The sequence below is a fragment of the Mesorhizobium sp. WSM1293 genome (assembly GCF_000513875.1).
Lineage (GTDB): Bacteria > Pseudomonadota > Alphaproteobacteria > Rhizobiales > Rhizobiaceae > Mesorhizobium > Mesorhizobium ciceri.
The window spans coordinates 1-17,204 of sequence record NZ_AZUV01000019.1 but is presented as its reverse complement, the minus strand read 5'-3'; the positions used below and the strand labels follow the sequence as shown (position 1 = coordinate 17,204).

General features: G+C 63.1%; 13 protein-coding genes and 1 pseudogene. 7 read left to right on the top strand and 7 right to left on the bottom strand.

The features are described 5' to 3' along the window. Entirely contained in the window at positions 1–2,433 is a 2,433-nt protein-coding gene (locus M729_RS0122250; protein ID WP_027162896.1) for an EAL domain-containing protein, read from the bottom strand. Between the two features lie 361 nt (positions 2,434–2,794). Here M729_RS0122250 and ugpB point away from each other — a divergent pair, with 361 nt between their 5' ends. The 4 genes from ugpB (at position 2,795) to M729_RS0122230 (ending at position 7,110) form a co-directional block, all read left to right on the top strand. Then, on the top strand, positions 2,795–4,105 hold the full coding sequence (ugpB, locus tag M729_RS0122245; protein WP_027162895.1) for a sn-glycerol-3-phosphate ABC transporter substrate-binding protein UgpB: 1,311 nt from the start codon (positions 2,795–2,797) through the stop codon (positions 4,103–4,105). A gap of 157 nt (positions 4,106–4,262) precedes the next feature. After that, the gene (gene ugpA / locus M729_RS0122240; protein ID WP_050596316.1) at positions 4,263–5,183 is read left to right on the top strand and encodes a sn-glycerol-3-phosphate ABC transporter permease UgpA; all 921 of its coding nucleotides are present in this window, start codon (positions 4,263–4,265) and stop codon (positions 5,181–5,183) included. 9 nt (positions 5,184–5,192) lie between these two features. Beyond that, a complete protein-coding gene (gene ugpE / locus M729_RS0122235; RefSeq protein WP_013529415.1) occupies positions 5,193–6,041 on the top strand; it encodes a sn-glycerol-3-phosphate ABC transporter permease UgpE in 849 nt (282 codons plus the stop codon). Between the two features lie 7 nt (positions 6,042–6,048). Next, the gene (locus M729_RS0122230) at positions 6,049–7,110 is read left to right on the top strand and encodes a sn-glycerol-3-phosphate import ATP-binding protein UgpC (RefSeq protein ID WP_013529416.1); all 1,062 of its coding nucleotides are present in this window, start codon (positions 6,049–6,051) and stop codon (positions 7,108–7,110) included. A 36-nt stretch (positions 7,111–7,146) separates the two neighbouring features. Here M729_RS0122230 and M729_RS0122225 read toward each other — a convergent pair whose 3' ends face one another. The 3 genes from M729_RS0122225 to M729_RS0122215 form a co-directional block, all read right to left on the bottom strand. Then, positions 7,147–8,229 (bottom strand): ABC transporter ATP-binding protein, encoded by a 1,083-nt coding sequence (locus M729_RS0122225; RefSeq protein WP_013529417.1) that lies wholly within the window; start codon positions 8,227–8,229, stop codon positions 7,147–7,149. Continuing rightward, positions 8,226–9,806 carry an iron ABC transporter permease gene (locus M729_RS0122220; protein ID WP_024503777.1) on the bottom strand — a complete coding sequence of 527 codons (1,581 nt, stop codon included), beginning with the start codon at positions 9,804–9,806 and terminating at the stop codon, positions 8,226–8,228. The genes M729_RS0122225 and M729_RS0122220 overlap by 4 nt, the downstream gene beginning before the upstream one ends. 174 nt (positions 9,807–9,980) lie before the next feature. Then, positions 9,981–10,988 (bottom strand): iron ABC transporter substrate-binding protein, encoded by a 1,008-nt coding sequence (locus tag M729_RS0122215; protein ID WP_013529419.1) that lies wholly within the window; start codon positions 10,986–10,988, stop codon positions 9,981–9,983. A 261-nt stretch (positions 10,989–11,249) separates the two neighbouring features. Here M729_RS0122215 and M729_RS0122210 point away from each other — a divergent pair, with 261 nt between their 5' ends. From M729_RS0122210 to M729_RS0122200, 3 genes are all read left to right on the top strand, one after another. Then, positions 11,250–11,801: a sigma-70 family RNA polymerase sigma factor gene (locus M729_RS0122210; protein ID WP_013529420.1), complete on the top strand. Its 552-nt coding sequence runs from the start codon at positions 11,250–11,252 to the stop codon at positions 11,799–11,801. A gap of 1 nt (position 11,802) precedes the next feature. Further along, positions 11,803–12,441, top strand: a complete 639-nt coding sequence (locus M729_RS0122205; protein ID WP_027162893.1) for an NrsF family protein — start codon at positions 11,803–11,805, stop codon at positions 12,439–12,441. Between the two features lie 134 nt (positions 12,442–12,575). After that, positions 12,576–14,615 carry a PAS domain S-box protein gene (locus M729_RS0122200; protein ID WP_027162892.1) on the top strand — a complete coding sequence of 680 codons (2,040 nt, stop codon included), beginning with the start codon at positions 12,576–12,578 and terminating at the stop codon, positions 14,613–14,615. Between the two features lie 56 nt (positions 14,616–14,671). Here M729_RS0122200 and M729_RS0122195 read toward each other — a convergent pair whose 3' ends face one another. From M729_RS0122195 to M729_RS0122185, 3 genes and pseudogenes are all read right to left on the bottom strand, one after another. Continuing rightward, on the bottom strand, positions 14,672–15,550 hold the full coding sequence (locus tag M729_RS0122195) for a 3-hydroxybutyryl-CoA dehydrogenase (protein WP_013529423.1): 879 nt from the start codon (positions 15,548–15,550) through the stop codon (positions 14,672–14,674). Positions 15,551–15,757: 207 nt separating this feature from the next. Further along, positions 15,758–16,687: an electron transfer flavoprotein subunit alpha/FixB family protein gene (locus tag M729_RS0122190; protein WP_027162891.1), complete on the bottom strand. Its 930-nt coding sequence runs from the start codon at positions 16,685–16,687 to the stop codon at positions 15,758–15,760. Positions 16,688–16,845: 158 nt separating this feature from the next. Next, a pseudogene (locus M729_RS0122185) lies at positions 16,846–17,204 on the bottom strand (electron transfer flavoprotein subunit beta/FixA family protein); the annotation flags it as partial.

The following is a 17,204-nucleotide window of genomic DNA, read 5'->3' as shown; positions in this document are numbered from 1 at the left end:
CTAGCGTGTGGCTAGCGCAGGTGCCGGTGCGAAGGCCAGAACGCTTCTGTCGCGCAAGGTAGCGGGTTTGCTGCCGACAGCGGGTGTGACGACACCGGTCAGATCGCCGAATTCTTCGATGAGAGCTGGCCTGCCGATATAATAGCCCTGGCCGATCTCGCAGGCTTCGGCGTCCAGGAATTTCAGTTCGCCGAGCGTCTCGACCCCCTCCGCCAGAACCGGCAGGCCGAGACCACGTCCAAGTCCCAGGACGGCGCGCACGATCGCCGCGACCTGGCCGTTCTTGTCGACCGACTTGATGAAGGAGCCATCGATCTTGATCTTGTCGAAGGGGAAGGCGCGGAGGTTGGAGAGCGAGGAATAGCCGGTTCCAAAATCGTCCATGGCCACGCGCACGCCCAGCGCCTTGACCTGCCGCAAGGTGGCCAGCGCCCGCGGCATGTCCTTGACAAGCGCCGTCTCGGTGATCTCAAGCTCGAGCCTGCCGGGCGCCAGGCCGGAATTCAGCAATGTTTCGTGGACCTTGCGGCTGAAATTCGTGTTGTGGAGCTGCACCGCCGAAACGTTGACGGCCACCGTCAGCGGATTTTCCCAGCGGGCGGCTTCCTCGCAGGCAGCCGTCAGGACCCATTCGCCAATCTGGCCAATGGCGCCGCTGTCTTCGGCCACCGGGATGAATATGGCCGGCGACACGTCGCCGCGCGTCGGATGCCGCCAGCGGACCAACGCTTCGAAGCCGACCATCTTTCCGCTGCTGATCTCTTTCTGCGGCTGGTAGACGAGATAGAACTCCTGGCGTGCGACCGCCTGGCGCAGTTCGTGCTCCATGACGCGCTTGTCGCGGGCCTCGGCCCCCATCGATGCTTCGAAATAACGGTAAGTGTCCTTGCCTTCGGTCTTGGCCCGGTAGAGTGCCGTATCGGCGTGGCTTATCAGGCTGGCCTGGTTTTCGGCATCCGAGGGATACAGCGCAATGCCGATGCTTGCCGACACAAGGCCGCCGCCGACCGAGAGCCGGTTTTCCTCGCGCATGGCGGTCAGCACGGCGTTGGCGATACGGCCTGCCTCCAACGGGTCGGCCAGGTTCGGCGCGATGATGGCGAACTCATCGCCGCCCAGCCGCGCCACCATCTGCCCTGGACGAAGGATACCGGTCGCGCACTGCGCAACCTTCTGCAGCATGGCGTCGCCCGCGCCGTGCCCATACAGGTCGTTGACCTCCTTGAACCGGTCGAGATCAAGCAGCAGAAGCGCAAGCTGGCCGCCTTTCCTGGTCCGGCCCATCGCAGCGATTTCCGTCTCCAGCCGGCCGGAAAAGCTGCGGCGATTGGCCAGTCCGGTCAAGGGATCGAAATGGGCAAGCCGCAGGATCTCCTGTTCCGCCTTCTTGCGCTCGCGAATATCGCGGACCGCGACCACGTTGTGCGGTTTGCCACAGTAGTCGATGCTCCTGGCGATCAGCTCGACAGGAATGCTCGTGCCATCGCGACCGCTCAATTCGGCCTCCTGCGGCTGTTCGCCGAAGCCCGACATATCGGATCCGAAGAGATCGCCAAGCTGCATTCCGTTCAGCGTCGCTGTTGCTATGCCCGTCAGTGCCGCAATGCTGTCATTGGCACTGATGATGCGGTTGCCGTCGCAGACGATCAGCCCCTCCACGGCGGCATTGGCCAGGCCGTGCATGCGGTCGACCTCGAGCTTCTGGCGACGGAAGCGCAAATCGATCCACAGCGCCGATGCCGACAGAACCAGGATCACCAGTGTGGCGGCGGCGGCGGCGAAAGCCTGCGAGGTCGGCTCGATCGTGTATTCGGATATGACGATCGAGGGATCGGGGAAGATGGAGACGGCACCCATACCGATGAAATGCAGAGTGCAGATCGCCAGCGTCAGCAGCACCGCGCCGCCGGATGTCGCCTTCAAGGAGGGGCGGCGCTGCACGACACGCAGCGCCAGCGCCGCGAGCGTTACGCCGGCCAGCAGGGAAACGGCGACAAGCAACAGGTTCCACTCGATACGGCCCTGAACCTCGAACGCCGCCATGCCGATGTAGTGCATGGCTGCGATACCGCCGCCCAGCACGGCGCCGCCGACGAGATGATAGTCGAACTCATCCCGCAAGGTGGCGATCCACATGCCGGCTGCCGTCAAAGTGACCGAAGCAGCGAGCGAAAGCACGGAGAGTGCCGGATCATAAGCACTGGGTATGCCCGGTGTGAATGCGAGCATGGCGATGAAGTGCGTTGCCCAGATGCCAAAGCCGGTCGAAGTGGCCGCGATCATCAGCCAGGCAAGCCGGTTCCGATCTGTGGAACGGCTTATGTGCTGAAGCAGGTTGACAGCAGAGAAGCAGGAAATTCCGCAGATCAGCGCGGCGAGTGCGACCAGTCTCAGATCGTGTTCGTTGACGATACAATTGTAGACCGTCAGCATTTATTTCACCTGAGCTTTGGAAATAAACAGGGCAGCAGTATCGAGTAGCGCGTTGCCGTTGAGGGATCGATAAAGTCGGCTGCAACCTTGGCGTGTCTCTTCGGGTTGCTGCGGCTGCAATCAGGGCTGACACGCCGAAAGCCAGCTTGACAGTCCCGACGGTGCTTCCTGGCGCGCTTGTCGTCGCGCTAAGCCGGCTAACCGTATCGCTCTCCATGCCTCCAAGCGGAGGCGAGCGTTGCGTCAGGTAAAGGGTGAAGTTCGTCGATCTGCAACAAAACCGTTGTCTGATTGTCATGAGCGACACATATTGCCTTCGCGGGAGTGCCCCCTTTCGCCAATGACAAACGGGAGATGAAACATGAAGTCCTTCGGCTTCGCGGCCGGTGTTGCCGCTACCTTTATGACGCTTTCCTCAACCTCCGCTTTTGCCGTCACGCAGATCAGTTGGTGGCACGCCATGACTGGCGCCAATGCCGAAGTCGTCGACAAGATCTCCAAAGATTTCAATGCCAGCCAGAGCGACTATGAGCTCGTTCCGGTGTTCAAAGGCACGTATCCCGAGACGCTGAATGCCGGCATTGCCGCCTACCGCGCGGGCCAGGCGCCAGACATCATCCAGGTGTTCGACGTCGGCACCGGCGTGATGATGGCGGCCGAAGGTGCCATCAAGCCCGCAGCCGATGTGTTGACCAGCGCTGGAATGACCTTCGACAAGAGCCAGTATCTGCCAGGCATAGTCGGCTATTATTCGAAGCCGGACGGCACCATGCTCTCCTTCCCCTACAACTCCTCCTCGCCGATCCTTTATTACAACAAGGATATCTTCAAGAAGGCTGGTCTCGACGTCGATAGCCCACCCAAGACCTGGAATGAAGTGTGGGAAGACGCCAAGAAGATCAAGGCGAGCGGCGCGGCCGCCTGCGGCTACACCTCGACCTGGCTGACCTGGATACATCTGGAGAATTTCGCGGCCTGGAATGACGTGTCATGGGCCACCCAGCAGAACGGTCTGGCCGGCGGCGATGTCGAGCTCAAGATCAACGCGCCGATTTTCGTCAACCATTTCCAGGCGCTGGCGGACCTCGCCAAGGACGGCACCTTCAAATATGGCGGCCGCACCTCCGAAGCCAAGCAGATCTTCCTTGCGGGCGAATGCGGGATCATGACCGAATCGTCCGGCGGGCTTGGCGATATCGTCAAGTCCGGCATGAATTACGGCATTGGCCAATTGCCGTATGACAGCGACGCCAAGGGTGCGCCGCAGAACACGACGCCGGGTGGCGCCAGCCTGTGGGTTTTCGCGGACAAATCCGATGAGGAATACAAGGGCGTCGCGGCCTTCTTCGCCTACCTGTCGAAGACCGAGGTGCAAGAATACCTGCACCAGAAGTCGGGTTATCTGCCGGTAACGCTGGCGGCTTATGAAGCGACCAAGAAGTCCGGTTTCTATGACAAGAATGTCGGCCGCGAGACCCCGATCCTGCAGATGACGGGTAAGATGCCGACCGACAATTCCAAGGGCGTACGTCTGCCGAATCTGCCGCAGGTGCGCGATATCCAGAACGAGGAGTTCGAGAAGATGCTCGCCGGCCAGCAGACCGCGCAGCAGGCGCTCGACAATGCGGTTACGCGTGGCAATGCCGCGATCAAGGAAGCGCTGGGGAATTAGAGCGAGCGCAGGTCCTTGCTCTACGGCGCACCCACCTGTCCCGCCGGGCATCTCCCCTCGTGAGGGGAGTTTTGCCGTCCTTTGCGATTTCGCCAATGGTCGATGATGCCCAGTCCGAAACGCTCATCAAAGCCATCTTGGCGGAGAGGGGTGCCGCATGGTGCCCCCCGCCTCATCACCTCGGAGTGGCTCCGTGACCCCTCGCGTCGTGTTCCCCAACAAGGTCCTTCCCTACCTGCTTGTGGCGCCGCAACTGGCCATCACGCTCGTTTTTTTCTACTGGCCGGCCGGTCAGGCGTTCTACCAATCCATGCTCAGGCAGGATCCGTTCGGGCTGAGGACCAAGTTCGTCTGGTTCGCCAATTTCAGGAAAGTGCTTGCCGATCCGGCCTACCTGAACTCGGTCAAGGTCACGGTGGTGTTTTCCCTTGCGACCGCTATCGTCGCCATGTGCGTGGCGCTCCTGCTGGCGGTCATGGCAGAGAAGGTGGTGCGCGGCAAAGGTCTCTACCGCACGCTCTTGATCTGGCCCTACGCGGTGGCGCCGGCGATTGCCGGTATGCTGTGGCTGTTCCTCTTCAACCCCTCGATCGGGTCGCTGGCCTACATGCTGAGGAGTTTCGGCATCGCCTGGGATCCACTGCTCAATGGCACCCACGCCATGATCCTGCTGGTGTCCGCCGCTGCCTGGAAGCAGATCAGCTACAATTTCCTGTTCTTCGTCGCCGGCCTGCAGGCGGTGCCGAAAGCCTTGATCGAGGCGGCGGCCATGGACGGCGCCGGCGAGACCAAGCGATTCTGGACCATCGTCTTCCCGCTGCTTGCGCCGACGACCTTCTTCCTGCTGGTCGTCAACACCGTCTATGCCCTGTTCGACACGTTCGGCATCGTCCATGCCGTCACCGGGGGCGGTCCGGGCAAGACGACTGAGACGCTGGTCTACAAGGTCTACAATGACGGCTTCGTCAATCTGATCCTCGGTGACTCGGCGGCGCAGTCGGTCATCCTGATGATCATCGTCATCTCGCTCACCGCCATCCAGTTCCGCTATGTGGAACGCAAAGTCCATTACGGCTGAGGGCGAGCGATGATCGGCCAGTCACCGCTCCGCACCGTCATCGCCCACGCCATGCTGATCCTCGGCATATTGATCGTCGCCTTCCCGATCTACTACACGTTCGTTGCCTCGACGCAGACGCTGCAAACGATCCTCAGGCCGCCATTGCCGCTCCTGCCCGGCGATCAGTTCTGGAACAATTACAGCGAGGCATTGTTCGGCGGTGTCGGCCGCATCGGCGGCGTCAGCGTCGGCAGGCTGCTGCTCAACACGACGATCATGGCGCTCGGCATCGCGGTGGGAAAGATATTCATCTCGATCCTGTCTGCCTATGCGATCGTGTTCTTCCGCTTTCCGCTGCGCATGACCTTCTTCTGGCTGATCTTCATCACCCTGATGCTCCCCGTCGAGGTGCGCATCCTGCCAACCTACAAGGTGATGGTCGATCTCGGCATGATCGACACTTATGCGGGCCTGATCATCCCGCTGATCGCCTCGGCCACCGCCACGCTGCTGTTCCGCCAGTTCTTCATGACGATTCCTGGCGAATTGGTTGAGGCGGCGCGGGTCGACGGTGCGGGGCCGTGGCGCTTCTTCTTCGACATCCTGTTGCCGCTGTCGCGGACAAATATCGCGGCGCTGTTCGTCATCCTCTTCATTTATGGCTGGACACAGTATCTGTGGCCGTTGCTCGTCACCAACAGCAGCAACATGAACACGATCGTCATCGCGCTCAGAAAGATGGTCTCCTTCGCCGATGCCGATACGCAATGGCACCTGGTCATGGTTACAGCGATGCTGGCCATCGTGCCGCCGATCCTGGTCGTGGTGCTGATGCAACGCTGGTTCGTTCGCGGCCTGGTCGATTCCGAAAAGTGAGAAGCTGATGGCGACCGTCGATCTGAAGGATGTGAAGAAGGTCTACCCCAGCGGTTTCGAGGCCGTGAAGGGCGTTTCAATCGCAGTTCCCGACAAGGAGCTTTGCGTGCTGGTCGGCCCGTCGGGTTGCGGCAAGTCCACGCTGCTCAGAATGATCGCCGGGCTTGAAACCATCTCCTCGGGAACAGTTGCGATCGACGGCAAGATCGTAAACTCAACCGGTCCGACCGAGCGTGACATCGCCATGGTGTTCCAGAACTACGCGCTCTATCCGCATATGAAAGTCTACGACAACATGGCCTATGGGCTGCGCAACCGCGGCACGCCGAAAGATGAGATCGACAGCCGGGTCCGCGCGACGGCGAAAATACTGGAACTTTCGGCGCTGCTCGACCGCCGCCCGCGCGAGCTTTCCGGCGGCCAGCGCCAGCGTGTCGCCATGGGTCGTGCCATTGTGCGCAATCCGAGGGTTTTCCTTTTCGACGAACCGCTCTCCAATCTCGATGCCAAATTGCGTGGCCAGATGCGCGTCGAGATAAAGAACCTGCAGCGCTCGCTTGGCGTCACGTCGGTCTATGTCACACATGACCAGCTCGAGGCGATGACGTTGGCCGACATCCTCGTCGTCATGAATGCCGGACTGGTCGAGCAAATGGGGGCGCCGCTCGACGTCTACGAAAGGCCGGCCTCGACCTTCGTCGCTTCCTTCATTGGCGCGCCGCCGATGAATCTCCTGCCCCTTTCGCAAGGCCCGGCTGGTCCGGCGCTGGCTGATGGCAAGACGATTGAATTTGCGCCTGCGAACGCCGTCACGCTCGGCTTCCGCCCCGAGGATGCCGACGTCACCTTCGGGGCCGAGGCACCGTCCGGCGCGCTCATTCTGCCGGCGCTGGTCGAGGCAGTCGAACCGGTAGGCGCCGAAAGTTTCCTTCACTGTGCTGCAGGTGGCAGCAGGATCGTCGTGCGGGTCGCGGGTCGCGCCACCGCCACGGTTGGCAACCAATTGCGCGTGGTTGCCAAGGCAGAAAAGCTGCACTGGTTCGATCAGGCCGGAAAGCGCGTCGGCTAATCAGAAAGATAGGCCTACGCTCCACCCACGCGGCGTTCAGGCGAAGACATGCGCCTTTCCCGATACAGTCAGCCGGACGATCTCGCCGACCGCCGGCGCGTCCATGCCCGGTTTGCGCAGGACCAGCGGCGTGTTGCCGATCGCTGCCGCATCGGGCGGATCGGCATTGTTCAAGAGCCGCACCGCGACCGTGCACATCGAGCCGGCGAATTCGGATTCCGTCACCTCGCCGAACAGCATGTCCGAGGTGCCGGACATACCCTCGCGCGACGTTCTCTTCAGCGCGATCTGCTCCGGGCGAAGCATGATGCGGGCGATATCGCGGCTGTCATGGGTGTCGACCGCGATGCGGCCGAGCGGCGAGTTGGCGAAGCCATTTGATATCTTGGCCGGCAGGATGATGGCGTCGCCGAGGAATTCGGCGATCATCCTGTCCTTCGGCTTGAGATAGAGCTCGCGCGGCGTGCCGATTTGCGAGAACTTGCCGTCGCGCATCACCGCGACCTGGCTGGCGAAGGACAGCGCTTCGGCCTGGTCGTGCGTCACCAGGATGGTGGTGATGCCGGCGGCCTCCAGAAGTTCGGCCACCGCCTTGCGCATCGAGGCGCGCAGGCCGGTATCGAGCGCCGAGAACGGCTCGTCGAGAAGCATCAGCCTGGGCTTCATCGCCATGGCCCGGGCCAGCGCCACACGCTGCTGCTGGCCGCCGGAAAGCTCGTGCGGGCGGCGTTTGAGGATCGCCTTGTCGAGCCCGACGATATAGGCGAGCTCGACGATGCGCTCAGCGCGCTTGTCCTCGCCGCGGCCCATGCCGAAACCGATATTGTCGCCAATGGTCAGATGCGGAAACAGGGCACCATCCTGCGCCACCACACCGATGCCTCGGCGATATGCCGGCACCGCAGCGCCGCCGTTGGCCAATATGGCACCGTCGAGCGTGATGTGGCCCTGGTCCGGAGCCTCGAAGCCGGCAATCAGCCGCAGCAGGGTCGTCTTTCCGCAACCGGAAGGACCGACGATCGCCGTGCGGCTGCCGCTGGCGACGCTGAGGTCGACGCCGGCAAGGGCCGCCACCGGGCCGTATTGCTTGTGCAGGCCGCTGATTTCGAGAAAGCTCATCGTCCGGCCATCCGTTTCGACTGGACATAGAGCAGCCAGGTCAAGGGCAGCGACATCGCCACCATGATGAAGGCGTAGGGTGCCGCCGAGGCATAATCAATCTCGCCACTGTAGGACCAGAAAGCCATCGCCAGCGTGCGGGTGCCGTTGGGCGCCAGCATCTGGGTGGCGGTCAGTTCGTTCATGATGCCGAGCGCCACCAGGGCCATGCCGGCCGCGGCGCCCGGCGCCGACAGGCGGATCGTCGTCGACCACAGCGCCTGCAGCGGCGGCCGGCCGAGGCTGGAAGCGGCGCGTTCGAGCTCGACCGGCGCCTGCGCGATAGACGCCCGCAGGCTGACCAGCGCGCGCGGCAGGAACATCAGCGCATAGGCAACCAGGATGGTGAACAAGGTCTGGTAGAGCGGCAGCGCGATGCGTACGGTGATGGTGACCAGCGCCAGTGCGATGACGACCCCGGGCAGCGAGCCGACGATGTAGTTGCAGCCCTCCAGAAGACGCTGCAATGGCCCCGGCGCGCGGATCGAGATCCAGGCCATCGGCATGGCGGCGACGGTGGCGAGCAACGCGCCGGCGAGCGCCAGGAACAGCGTCTGGCCAAGCGCCAGGCCGATCTCGTCCAAGCGCCAGACAGCGGAGCCGCCGGCGGCAAGCCAGCCGCCAATGGTGACGAACGGCACGCCGAGCGCCAAAAGCGTGATGACGACAAGCAGGAGCAGGCTAGGCAGGGTGGCGCGTCCGAGGCTTGTGCGTTGCTGATGGCGCGCCGCGCCGGAGCCGACACGGGCATAGCGCTCCTCGCCGCGCACCAGCACTTCGAGGCCGAGCAGCACGAAGCAGCAGCTGACCAGCACGCCGGCCAGCATGTTGGCGGCCGGTCCATTGAAGGTCGACTGGAACTGGTCGACGATCGCCGTGGTGAAGGTGTCGAAGCGGATGAAGACATAGAGGCCGTACTCGGCCAGCAGATGCAGGCCGACCAGCAGCGAGCCGCCGCAGATGGCGAGCCGCAATTGCGGCAGCACGACCCGCCAGAACACGCGCCGGGGCCCAAGGCCGAGTGCGGCGGCGGCGTCTTCCAGGGCGGGATCGAGACGGCGCAACGCCGCCGACACCGGCAGATACAGGAACGGGAAATAGGCGATCACGGAAACCAGCACGCCGGCCCACAGGCCGTGCAGTCCCGGCACCATGGTGACCCAGGCATAGCTGTGCACAAAAGCCGGGATGGCGAGCGGCGCCACGCACAGCCAGGCCCAGAGCCGGGCGCCCGGCAGGTCGCTGCGCTCGGTCAACCAGGCCAGCGAAACCGACAGCACGATGGTGATCGGCACCGAGAGCGCGACCAGCAGGACAGTGTTGACCAGAAGCTCGCCGACACGCGGCCGGAAGACCAGTGCCGAGACTGTCTCCCAGCCGGTCTGCACCGCGATCCAGATGATGAAGGCAAGCGGCACCAGCGCCAGCAGCGCAACGAAGATGGCGGCGAGGACCAGCCAAAGCGGTGCGCGTCGCCGAGCCCTTCGGCCTGTGCCCGAAGGCAGGCCCGAATGCGCGAGATCGACCGCGGACTGCATCAGGTCAGACGCCGTGCCGTTGCCGTCCAGCGGCAGCAATTGAAAGACCGCGATCGCGGTCGGGAACACAGCGTGTCGTCATCGACGAATGCCATCTCGAAAAACAAAATCACTCCCGCGGAAGGCGAATTCCCGCGGGAGCGTGGTCGGGTGTCCTTTTAGGACGAATGGCAACTAAAGCAAGCCGGCTGCCGTCATCAGATCGGTGACCTTCTTGGAGTTCAGCGTCGTGGCATCGACCTTCGGCGCCTGCAGATCGGCGAGCGGCACCAGCTTCGGGTTGGAGTCCGCACCCTTGCCGACCGCGTACTCGAAGGAATCGCCGGTTTTCAGCACGTCCTGACCGCCTTTGCCTGTCAGCCATTTCAGGAACGCCTGGGCTTCCTTCGGATGCTTGCTCGAAGCCAGCACACCGCCGCCGGAGATCGAGACGAAGGCGCCCGGATCCTGGTTCTTGAAATAGTGCAGCGCGACATTCTTGCTGTTTTCGCCGGTCTTGGCCTGATCGCCGAAATAGTAATAGTGGTAGATCACGCCGCCTTCGATCTCGCCGGCATTAACCGCCTTCATCACCGTGCTGTTGCCCTTGTAGGCCGTGAAATTGGTTTTCATCGCCTTCAGCCAGTCGGCGGTAGCGGCTTCACCTTTGAGCTGGAGCAGGGCGCTGACGATGGCCTGGAAATCGGCGCCCGAGGGGGAGGCGGCCCAACGGCCTTTCCAGCTCGGATCGGCGAGGTCTAGCATCGACTTGGGCAACTGGTCGGCAGTCAGCTTGGTCTTGTTATAGGCAAAGACCGTGCTGCGCGCGGCAACGCCGACCCATTTGCCGCTGGCCGGCTGATAGTCCTGGGGAACCTGCGCCAGCGTGTCCGCGTCGACCGGCGCGAACAGGCCGGCGCTTTCGACCAGCGCCATGGCCGGTGAGTTTTCGGTCAGGAAGACGTCTGCGGGCGAAGCAGCGCCCTCGGCGACGATCTGGTTGGAGAAATCGCTGTCGCCGCCATTGCGCACGGTGACCTTGATGCCTGTTTCCTTGGTGAAGCCTTCGGCCCACGCCTTGGTCAGGCTTTCGTGCTGGGCGTTGTAGACAATGATGCCATCCTCTTCCGCCTTTGCCGGACCGGCGATGAGGCTGATTGCCAGCGCGGCGGCGCCGGCGAGGGTGGAAAGAGCGTATTTCATGGCATTGTCCTCGATTTCGGGGGTCCTAGGTCTGTCACGGCTGCACCTATCGATACATGACAGCTATAGTCAACATTGTTGATGTGCTTCAATCGGTCGCTGACGTGCAAAGGTCGGTGCCGAACGGACAATTCCGCGTGATGCTCACGGTTCGGCGGTGCCGCAAACTTTCGTGACTTGCCGACAGTTTGGCTTGGACATTATTTCGCCGGCCACGTAACAAATCAGCGCCGAGACGCGAAAATCGGGGAGTGAACTCTTGTGAGCGGCAAGGACGAGGCCGAACTTTCCCGGCTGATGCGGGCCGCGATCGCGGGAGATGAAAGGGCTTACGCCGACTTTCTGCACCGGATTGCCGCGCTGGTTCGCGGTTTTGCCAGGCGCAAGATCGTGCAGGGCGGGGTCGATCCCGAGGATGTCGTGCAGGAAACCTTGCTGGCCATTCATGTGAAACGGCATACCTGGCGTCAGGATGCGCCGGTGTTGCCGTGGGTCTATGCGATTGCCCGCTTCAAGCTGATCGATGCGTTCAGGCGGCGCGGACGGCGCATCGAGATCGACGTCGACGATATCGCCGAGACGTTCGCCGAGCCGGAAACCGAGACCGTCAGCGAGCGCGACATCAACCGTGCATTGGACGGTCTGTCGCCGGCTCAGCGCTCCGTGGTCTCGGCCGTGTCGGTGGAAGGGCGGTCCATCGGCGAGACAGCGGCAAAGTTCGGCATCAGCGAGACGGCGGTGCGGGTGTCGCTGCATCGCGGACTTGCCGCGATAGCCAAGCGATTCGGGCAGGGGCGGTTCGGGCGGGAATGACATGAGAACGGGCGATCTCATCAAGGCGCTGGACGCCGATGCAACCAGCAAGGCGATGCCGCTGCAATCGGCCTGGTGGCTGGCCGCCGGTGCGGCAGCGGTGATCGCGGCCGTCGTTTTCCTGCTGACCATCGGCCCACGTCCGGATTTCATGGCGGCCGCGCACACGATGCGCTTCCTTTCCAAATTTGTTTTCACCATCGTGCTTGCCGTCAGCGCCTTCGCCCTGATCCGTGCCTTGTCGACGCCGGGTGCATCAACGGGCCGGGCAATGGTTGGGATGGCTGCGGCGCCAGTGCTGGTAGCCGTGGCGGTGGTTCTGGAGCTTTTCATGGTGCCGGAGGCGCTGTGGGGAACCAAAATGGTCGGCTCCAACATGATGATCTGCATGGCTTTCATCCCGCTGATCGGCCTCGGTCCGCTTGCCATCTTCCTGTGGATGCTGCGCTACGGGGCGCCGACACGGCCGGTGCTTGCCGGTGCGGTGGCAGGCCTGCTCGCCGGCGGGCTGGCGGCAACCTTCTATGCCGCCCACTGCTTCGACGATTCGCCGCTTTTCGTCGCCACCTGGTACACGATAGCCATTGCAGCGCTCGCATTGCTTGGCGCGCTCGGCGGACGGTTTTTCGTGCGCTGGTAGCGTTGCGCCACGCTAGCCCGCTCGCGCATACCGATCCTTAATCATGCCGGCAATTGTTTGCCGGTTAGCGATGGCACCGGAATGCCTGACGCAACCTTTCCTTAAAATCGATCCGCCAAGGTTGAGGCGAGAACATGCGTTTGCGCACGGGGGTGGCACGTATCGTGATGTGGCGAGGATTGACCAGCCGAGAATCTCTTGGGCGTGCAGGGCTGGCGTTGCTCGTCGCCGGCCTGGGCGTGCTGGCGGCCTCGATCCTGCTGTCGCACCTGGACCTGGGCACCGAAGCCTTGAAACTCTGCCTGCAGATCGCGATGGCGGTGGCGGCGGGCGCGCTGTTCCTCGCCGCCCTGTCCATCCGCAGGATCAGCAGGGATCGCCAACAGATCGCCGAGAGCGAGCTGCGCTTCCGCCGCGCCATGGAGGATTCAGCGATCGGTATCGTCGTTGTCGGTCTCGATGGGCGCATCCGCCAGACCAATCCGGCCTTCGCGGCCATGCTTGGCTACACAAGCGAAGAGATCGAGACGCTGACTTTCTTCCAGATCACGCATCCCGACGACCAGCAGATCGGGCGGAAGACGATGGACGATCTGAAGGCGGGCACGGTCAATTCCTTCCATTTCGAGAAGCGCTATCTCCGCAAGGACGGAACGCCTGTCTGGGCCCATCTTGCCGGTTCGGTCATTCGCGATGAGACCAGCGGCCGCCCGCTCTATCTCGTCTCGCAAATCGAAAACATCGACGCTCGCAAGCAGGCCGAGGCGCGCATTGCCGAAGCGGAAACGCGTTGGAATTTCGCGCTCGCCGGCGCCGGCCAGGGCGTCTGGGACCTCGACATGCGCAAGGGCGGCACGACCTATTCCTCGACCTGGGTCAAGATGCTGGGCTATGCGGATGGCGAGCTCGATGGCGACACCGACCGCTGGCTGACGATGATCCATCCTGATGATCGCGAGACTGTCGCCGAAGCGGATCGCGCTCATCTCGAGGGCAAGACACCGTTCTTTGAGGCCGAGTTCAGGATGCGCCACAAGGATGGCCACTGGGTGTGGATCCTCGACCGCGGCAAGGCCATCGAACGTGATGAGGATGGACGGCTGATCAGGGCCATCGGCAGCTTGACCGACATCACCCGCCGCAAGGAGGCCGAAGAGCGCCTCACCGTGTCGGCGGCAATGCTTGCCGATGAAAAGGAGCGGCTGAGGGTGACGCTGCAATCGATCGGCGATGCCGTGATCTGCACCGATGCCGCAAACCGTATCACCTTCATGAACCCGGTCGCCGAAAAGCTGACCGGGATTGCCGGCGGCGAGGCTCTCGGCAAGATGCTTGGCCATGTCTACTGGGCGGTCGACGAGGAGACGGGGCACAGGATCGGCGTGACCCGGCCCGCGGTTGGCGTTCATGCGCCCGCCGACCAGAACAGCCGCGCCGTCCTCATCCGGCGCGATGACACGCGCTGCAGCATTCGCCAGGTGGTGTCGCCGATCGTCAACGACCGCAACGAATTCTGCGGGCTGGTCATCGTCTTCCAGGACTTTACCGATGCGCGCGCGCTGCAGCGCCAGCTCGCCCACGCCGCGGCACACGATGCGCTGACCGGCCTTGCCAACCGCTCCAGCTTCATCCGCGCCATGGAGGACCTCGTCGGCCAGGCGCGCAAGGACGGCACCGCCGACACGACACGGTCGGTCGGCGACACGACAAGGTCGGTCGGAGGCGCCGGACATCAGTTCATGTTCATCGACCTCGACCACTTCAAACTGGTCAACGACACGGGTGGTCACGCGGCGGGAGACGCGCTGCTGAAGCGGGTCGCCGTGGCTATTCGCGGCGTGCTTGGTCCAGACGACATCGTCGCTCGCCTCGGCGGCGACGAATTCGCGGTCGTTTTGAAATCGGGTTCGGCAGCCGGCGCCAAGATCGCGGCGCGCTCCATCATCGATGCGATCGGCGGGCTAGACTTCACCTGGGACGGCCGTCCTCACGTGATCGGCGCCAGCATCGGGTTGGCTGCGATCAATGCCAATTGTGGCGAGGTCGACGAGATCATCGCCAGGGCCGATGCGGCTTGCTATGCCGCCAAGGCGGCGGGCCGTGGCTGTGTCTCCGTGGCGCCCGACGCACAGATCGTGGATGGCCGGACAGAGCCACTGGCGGTGGCCTCCTGATAGACCCGTCGCCGTTGAACCGAAAGGCTTGTCCCTGATTTGCGCCGACGATCCGCTCAGCGCGTCGGGACGGGATGCTCGCCGCGATAGTCGTAGAAGCCGCGCCCGGTCTTGCGGCCGAGCCAGCCGGCCTCGACATATTTCACCAGTAGCGGGCAAGGGCGGTACTTGGAGTCCGACAGGCCGTCATGCAGCACCTGCATGATCGACAGGCAGGTATCGAGCCCGATGAAGTCAGCCAGCTGCAGCGGCCCCATCGGATGGTTGGCGCCGAGCCGCATGGCGGTGTCGATGGCGTCGACCGAGCCGACACCCTCATAGAGCGTGTAGATCGCCTCGTTGATCATCGGCAGCAGGATGCGGTTGACGATGAAGGCAGGAAAATCCTCCGAGACCGTGATCGTCTTGTCGAGCTGCTTCACATAGGTTTTGGCTGCCTCGAAGGTCTGGTCCTCGGTGGCGATGCCGCGCACCAGTTCGACCAGCTTCATCAGCGGTACCGGGTTCATGAAATGTATGCCGATGAACCGCTCGGGCCGGTCGGTCTGCGCGGCAAGCCGCGTGATCGAGATCGACGAGGTGTTGGTCGCCAGGATGGCTTCGGGATTGAGCTGCGGACAAAGCTGGGCGTAGATCTTGCGCTTGACCGTCTCGTCCTCGGTCGCCGCCTCGATCACCAGGTCAGCACCCGCAAGATCGGCCATCGCGGGCGCGGCCGAAATGCGGCCCATCGCATCGTTGCGCACCTTCTCGTCGAGCTTGCCGGACCCCACCTGGCGGGCCATGTTGCCGCTGATCGTGGCGATGCCCTTCTCGATGCGGTCGGGCGAGATATCGTAGATCAATACCTTGTAGCCTGAAAGCGCGGAGACATGGGCGATGCCGCCACCCATCTGGCCCGCGCCGATGATGCCGATCGTCTCGATCTTGCTCATTACACCGATCCCGTCCTGAACCCTTCCGCTTGAACTGCGAAAGCGCTCCACCTTTTATTTTACCGCAATCCCGGACGCAAAACCGCTGCGCACTTTGCTGGATTGCTTTCAGCCTTTGCGGCCTGCTTTTTGTGCGGTGCAAACTAAAAGGGCGGGGCGACTTCGTCTACCCCACCCTCACCATTTAATACGCTTTGGCAGAAAGCGTCAAAGCGCCTTTTGCAGTTCCGGCAGGATGACGAACAGGTCGCCGACGAGGCCGTAGTCGGCAACCTGGAAAATCGGCGCCTCCTCGTCCTTGTTGATGGCGACGATGACCTTGGAATCCTTCATGCCGGCAAGGTGCTGGATGGCGCCGGAGATGCCGACCGCGATGTAGAGATCGGGGGCAACCACCTTGCCGGTCTGGCCGACCTGCCAGTCGTTCGGCGCATAGCCGGCATCGACGGCGGCGCGGGAAGCGCCGACCGCGGCGCCGAGCTTGTCGGCAACCGGCAGGATGACCTCCTGGAATTTCTCCGAGGAGCCCAGCGCGCGGCCGCCCGAGATGATGATCTTGGCCGAGGTCAGCTCCGGACGGTCGGTCTCGGAAAGCTTGTTCTCGATGAAGGTGGAGAGGCCCGGATTGGCCGCGGCCTTGACGGTCTCGACGGCTGCCGAGCCGCCCTCGGGGGCTGCCTGGAAGGAGGCGGTGCGCACGGTGATCACCTTCTTGGCGTCGCTCGACTGCACCGTCTGGATGGCGTTGCCGGCATAGATCGGCCGCTTGAAGGTGTCGGGCGATACGATTTCGATGATCTCGGACACCTGCGCGACATCGAGGAGCGCAGCCACGCGCGGCGCGACATTCTTGCCCGACGAGGTCGCCGGCGCGATGATGGTGTCGTAGGCGCCCGCCAGCGACACAATGAGCGCTGCCGTCGGTTCGGCCAGGCGCTCGGCAAGCTCGTCGGCCTCGGCCAACAGCACCTTGCTCACGCCCTTCAGCTTGGCGGCAGCGTCGGCTGCCGGCTTGGCGCCCTTGCCGGCAACCAGCACATGCACGTCCGAGCCGATCTGCAGCGCGGCCGACAGCGCCTTGGCGGTCTGGTCGGAAAGGGTTGCGTTGTCGTGTTCTGCAATCAGAAGAATAGCCATTGATGATATTCCTGACTTTCGTCTTCGCGGCTCCCTGAAATCCGGTCAGGCCGAGTCGAAAACGGTTGGTTTCGAGAACCGGAGCGGAGCGTACTTCTGTACGTGAGCACCGGAAGCGGAGAAGCCAGCCGTTTGCAGGCCGGCCTCATCGGATTTCCTTACAGCACGCCGGCTTCGTTCTTCAGCTTGTCGACCAGCTCAGCGACGCTCTTGACCTTGACGCCTGCCTTGCGGCCGCTCGGCTCTTCGGTCTTGATGACCTTCAGCCGCGGCTTGACGTCGGCGCCGTAGTCGGCCGGGCTCTTCTCGTCGAGCNGCTTCTTCTTNGCCTTCATGATGTTGGGCAGCGAGGCATAGCGCGGCTGGTTGAGGCGAAGGTCGGCGGTGACGATCACCGGCATCTTCAGTTCCACCGTCTGCAGGCCGCCATCGACTTCGCGCGTCACCTTGGCCTTGTCGCCGTCGAGCACGATCTTGGAGGCGAAGGTGCCCTGCGCCCAGCCTAACAGTGCCGCCA

Coding starts and splice junctions, on each gene's coding strand:
- M729_RS0122250 (WP_027162896.1), bottom strand. CDS start 2,433: ATGCTGACGGTCTACAATTGTATCGTCAACGAACACGATCTGAGACTG.
- ugpB (WP_027162895.1), top strand. CDS start 2,795: ATGAAGTCCTTCGGCTTCGCGGCCGGTGTTGCCGCTACCTTTATGACG.
- ugpA (WP_050596316.1), top strand. CDS start 4,263: ATGGTGCCCCCCGCCTCATCACCTCGGAGTGGCTCCGTGACCCCTCGC.
- ugpE (WP_013529415.1), top strand. CDS start 5,193: ATGATCGGCCAGTCACCGCTCCGCACCGTCATCGCCCACGCCATGCTG.
- M729_RS0122230 (WP_013529416.1), top strand. CDS start 6,049: ATGGCGACCGTCGATCTGAAGGATGTGAAGAAGGTCTACCCCAGCGGT.
- M729_RS0122225 (WP_013529417.1), bottom strand. CDS start 8,229: ATGAGCTTTCTCGAAATCAGCGGCCTGCACAAGCAATACGGCCCGGTG.
- M729_RS0122220 (WP_024503777.1), bottom strand. CDS start 9,806: ATGCAGTCCGCGGTCGATCTCGCGCATTCGGGCCTGCCTTCGGGCACA.
- M729_RS0122215 (WP_013529419.1), bottom strand. CDS start 10,988: ATGAAATACGCTCTTTCCACCCTCGCCGGCGCCGCCGCGCTGGCAATC.
- M729_RS0122205 (WP_027162893.1), top strand. CDS start 11,803: ATGAGAACGGGCGATCTCATCAAGGCGCTGGACGCCGATGCAACCAGC.
- M729_RS0122200 (WP_027162892.1), top strand. CDS start 12,576: ATGCGTTTGCGCACGGGGGTGGCACGTATCGTGATGTGGCGAGGATTG.
- M729_RS0122195 (WP_013529423.1), bottom strand. CDS start 15,550: ATGAGCAAGATCGAGACGATCGGCATCATCGGCGCGGGCCAGATGGGT.
- M729_RS0122190 (WP_027162891.1), bottom strand. CDS start 16,687: ATGGCTATTCTTCTGATTGCAGAACACGACAACGCAACCCTTTCCGAC.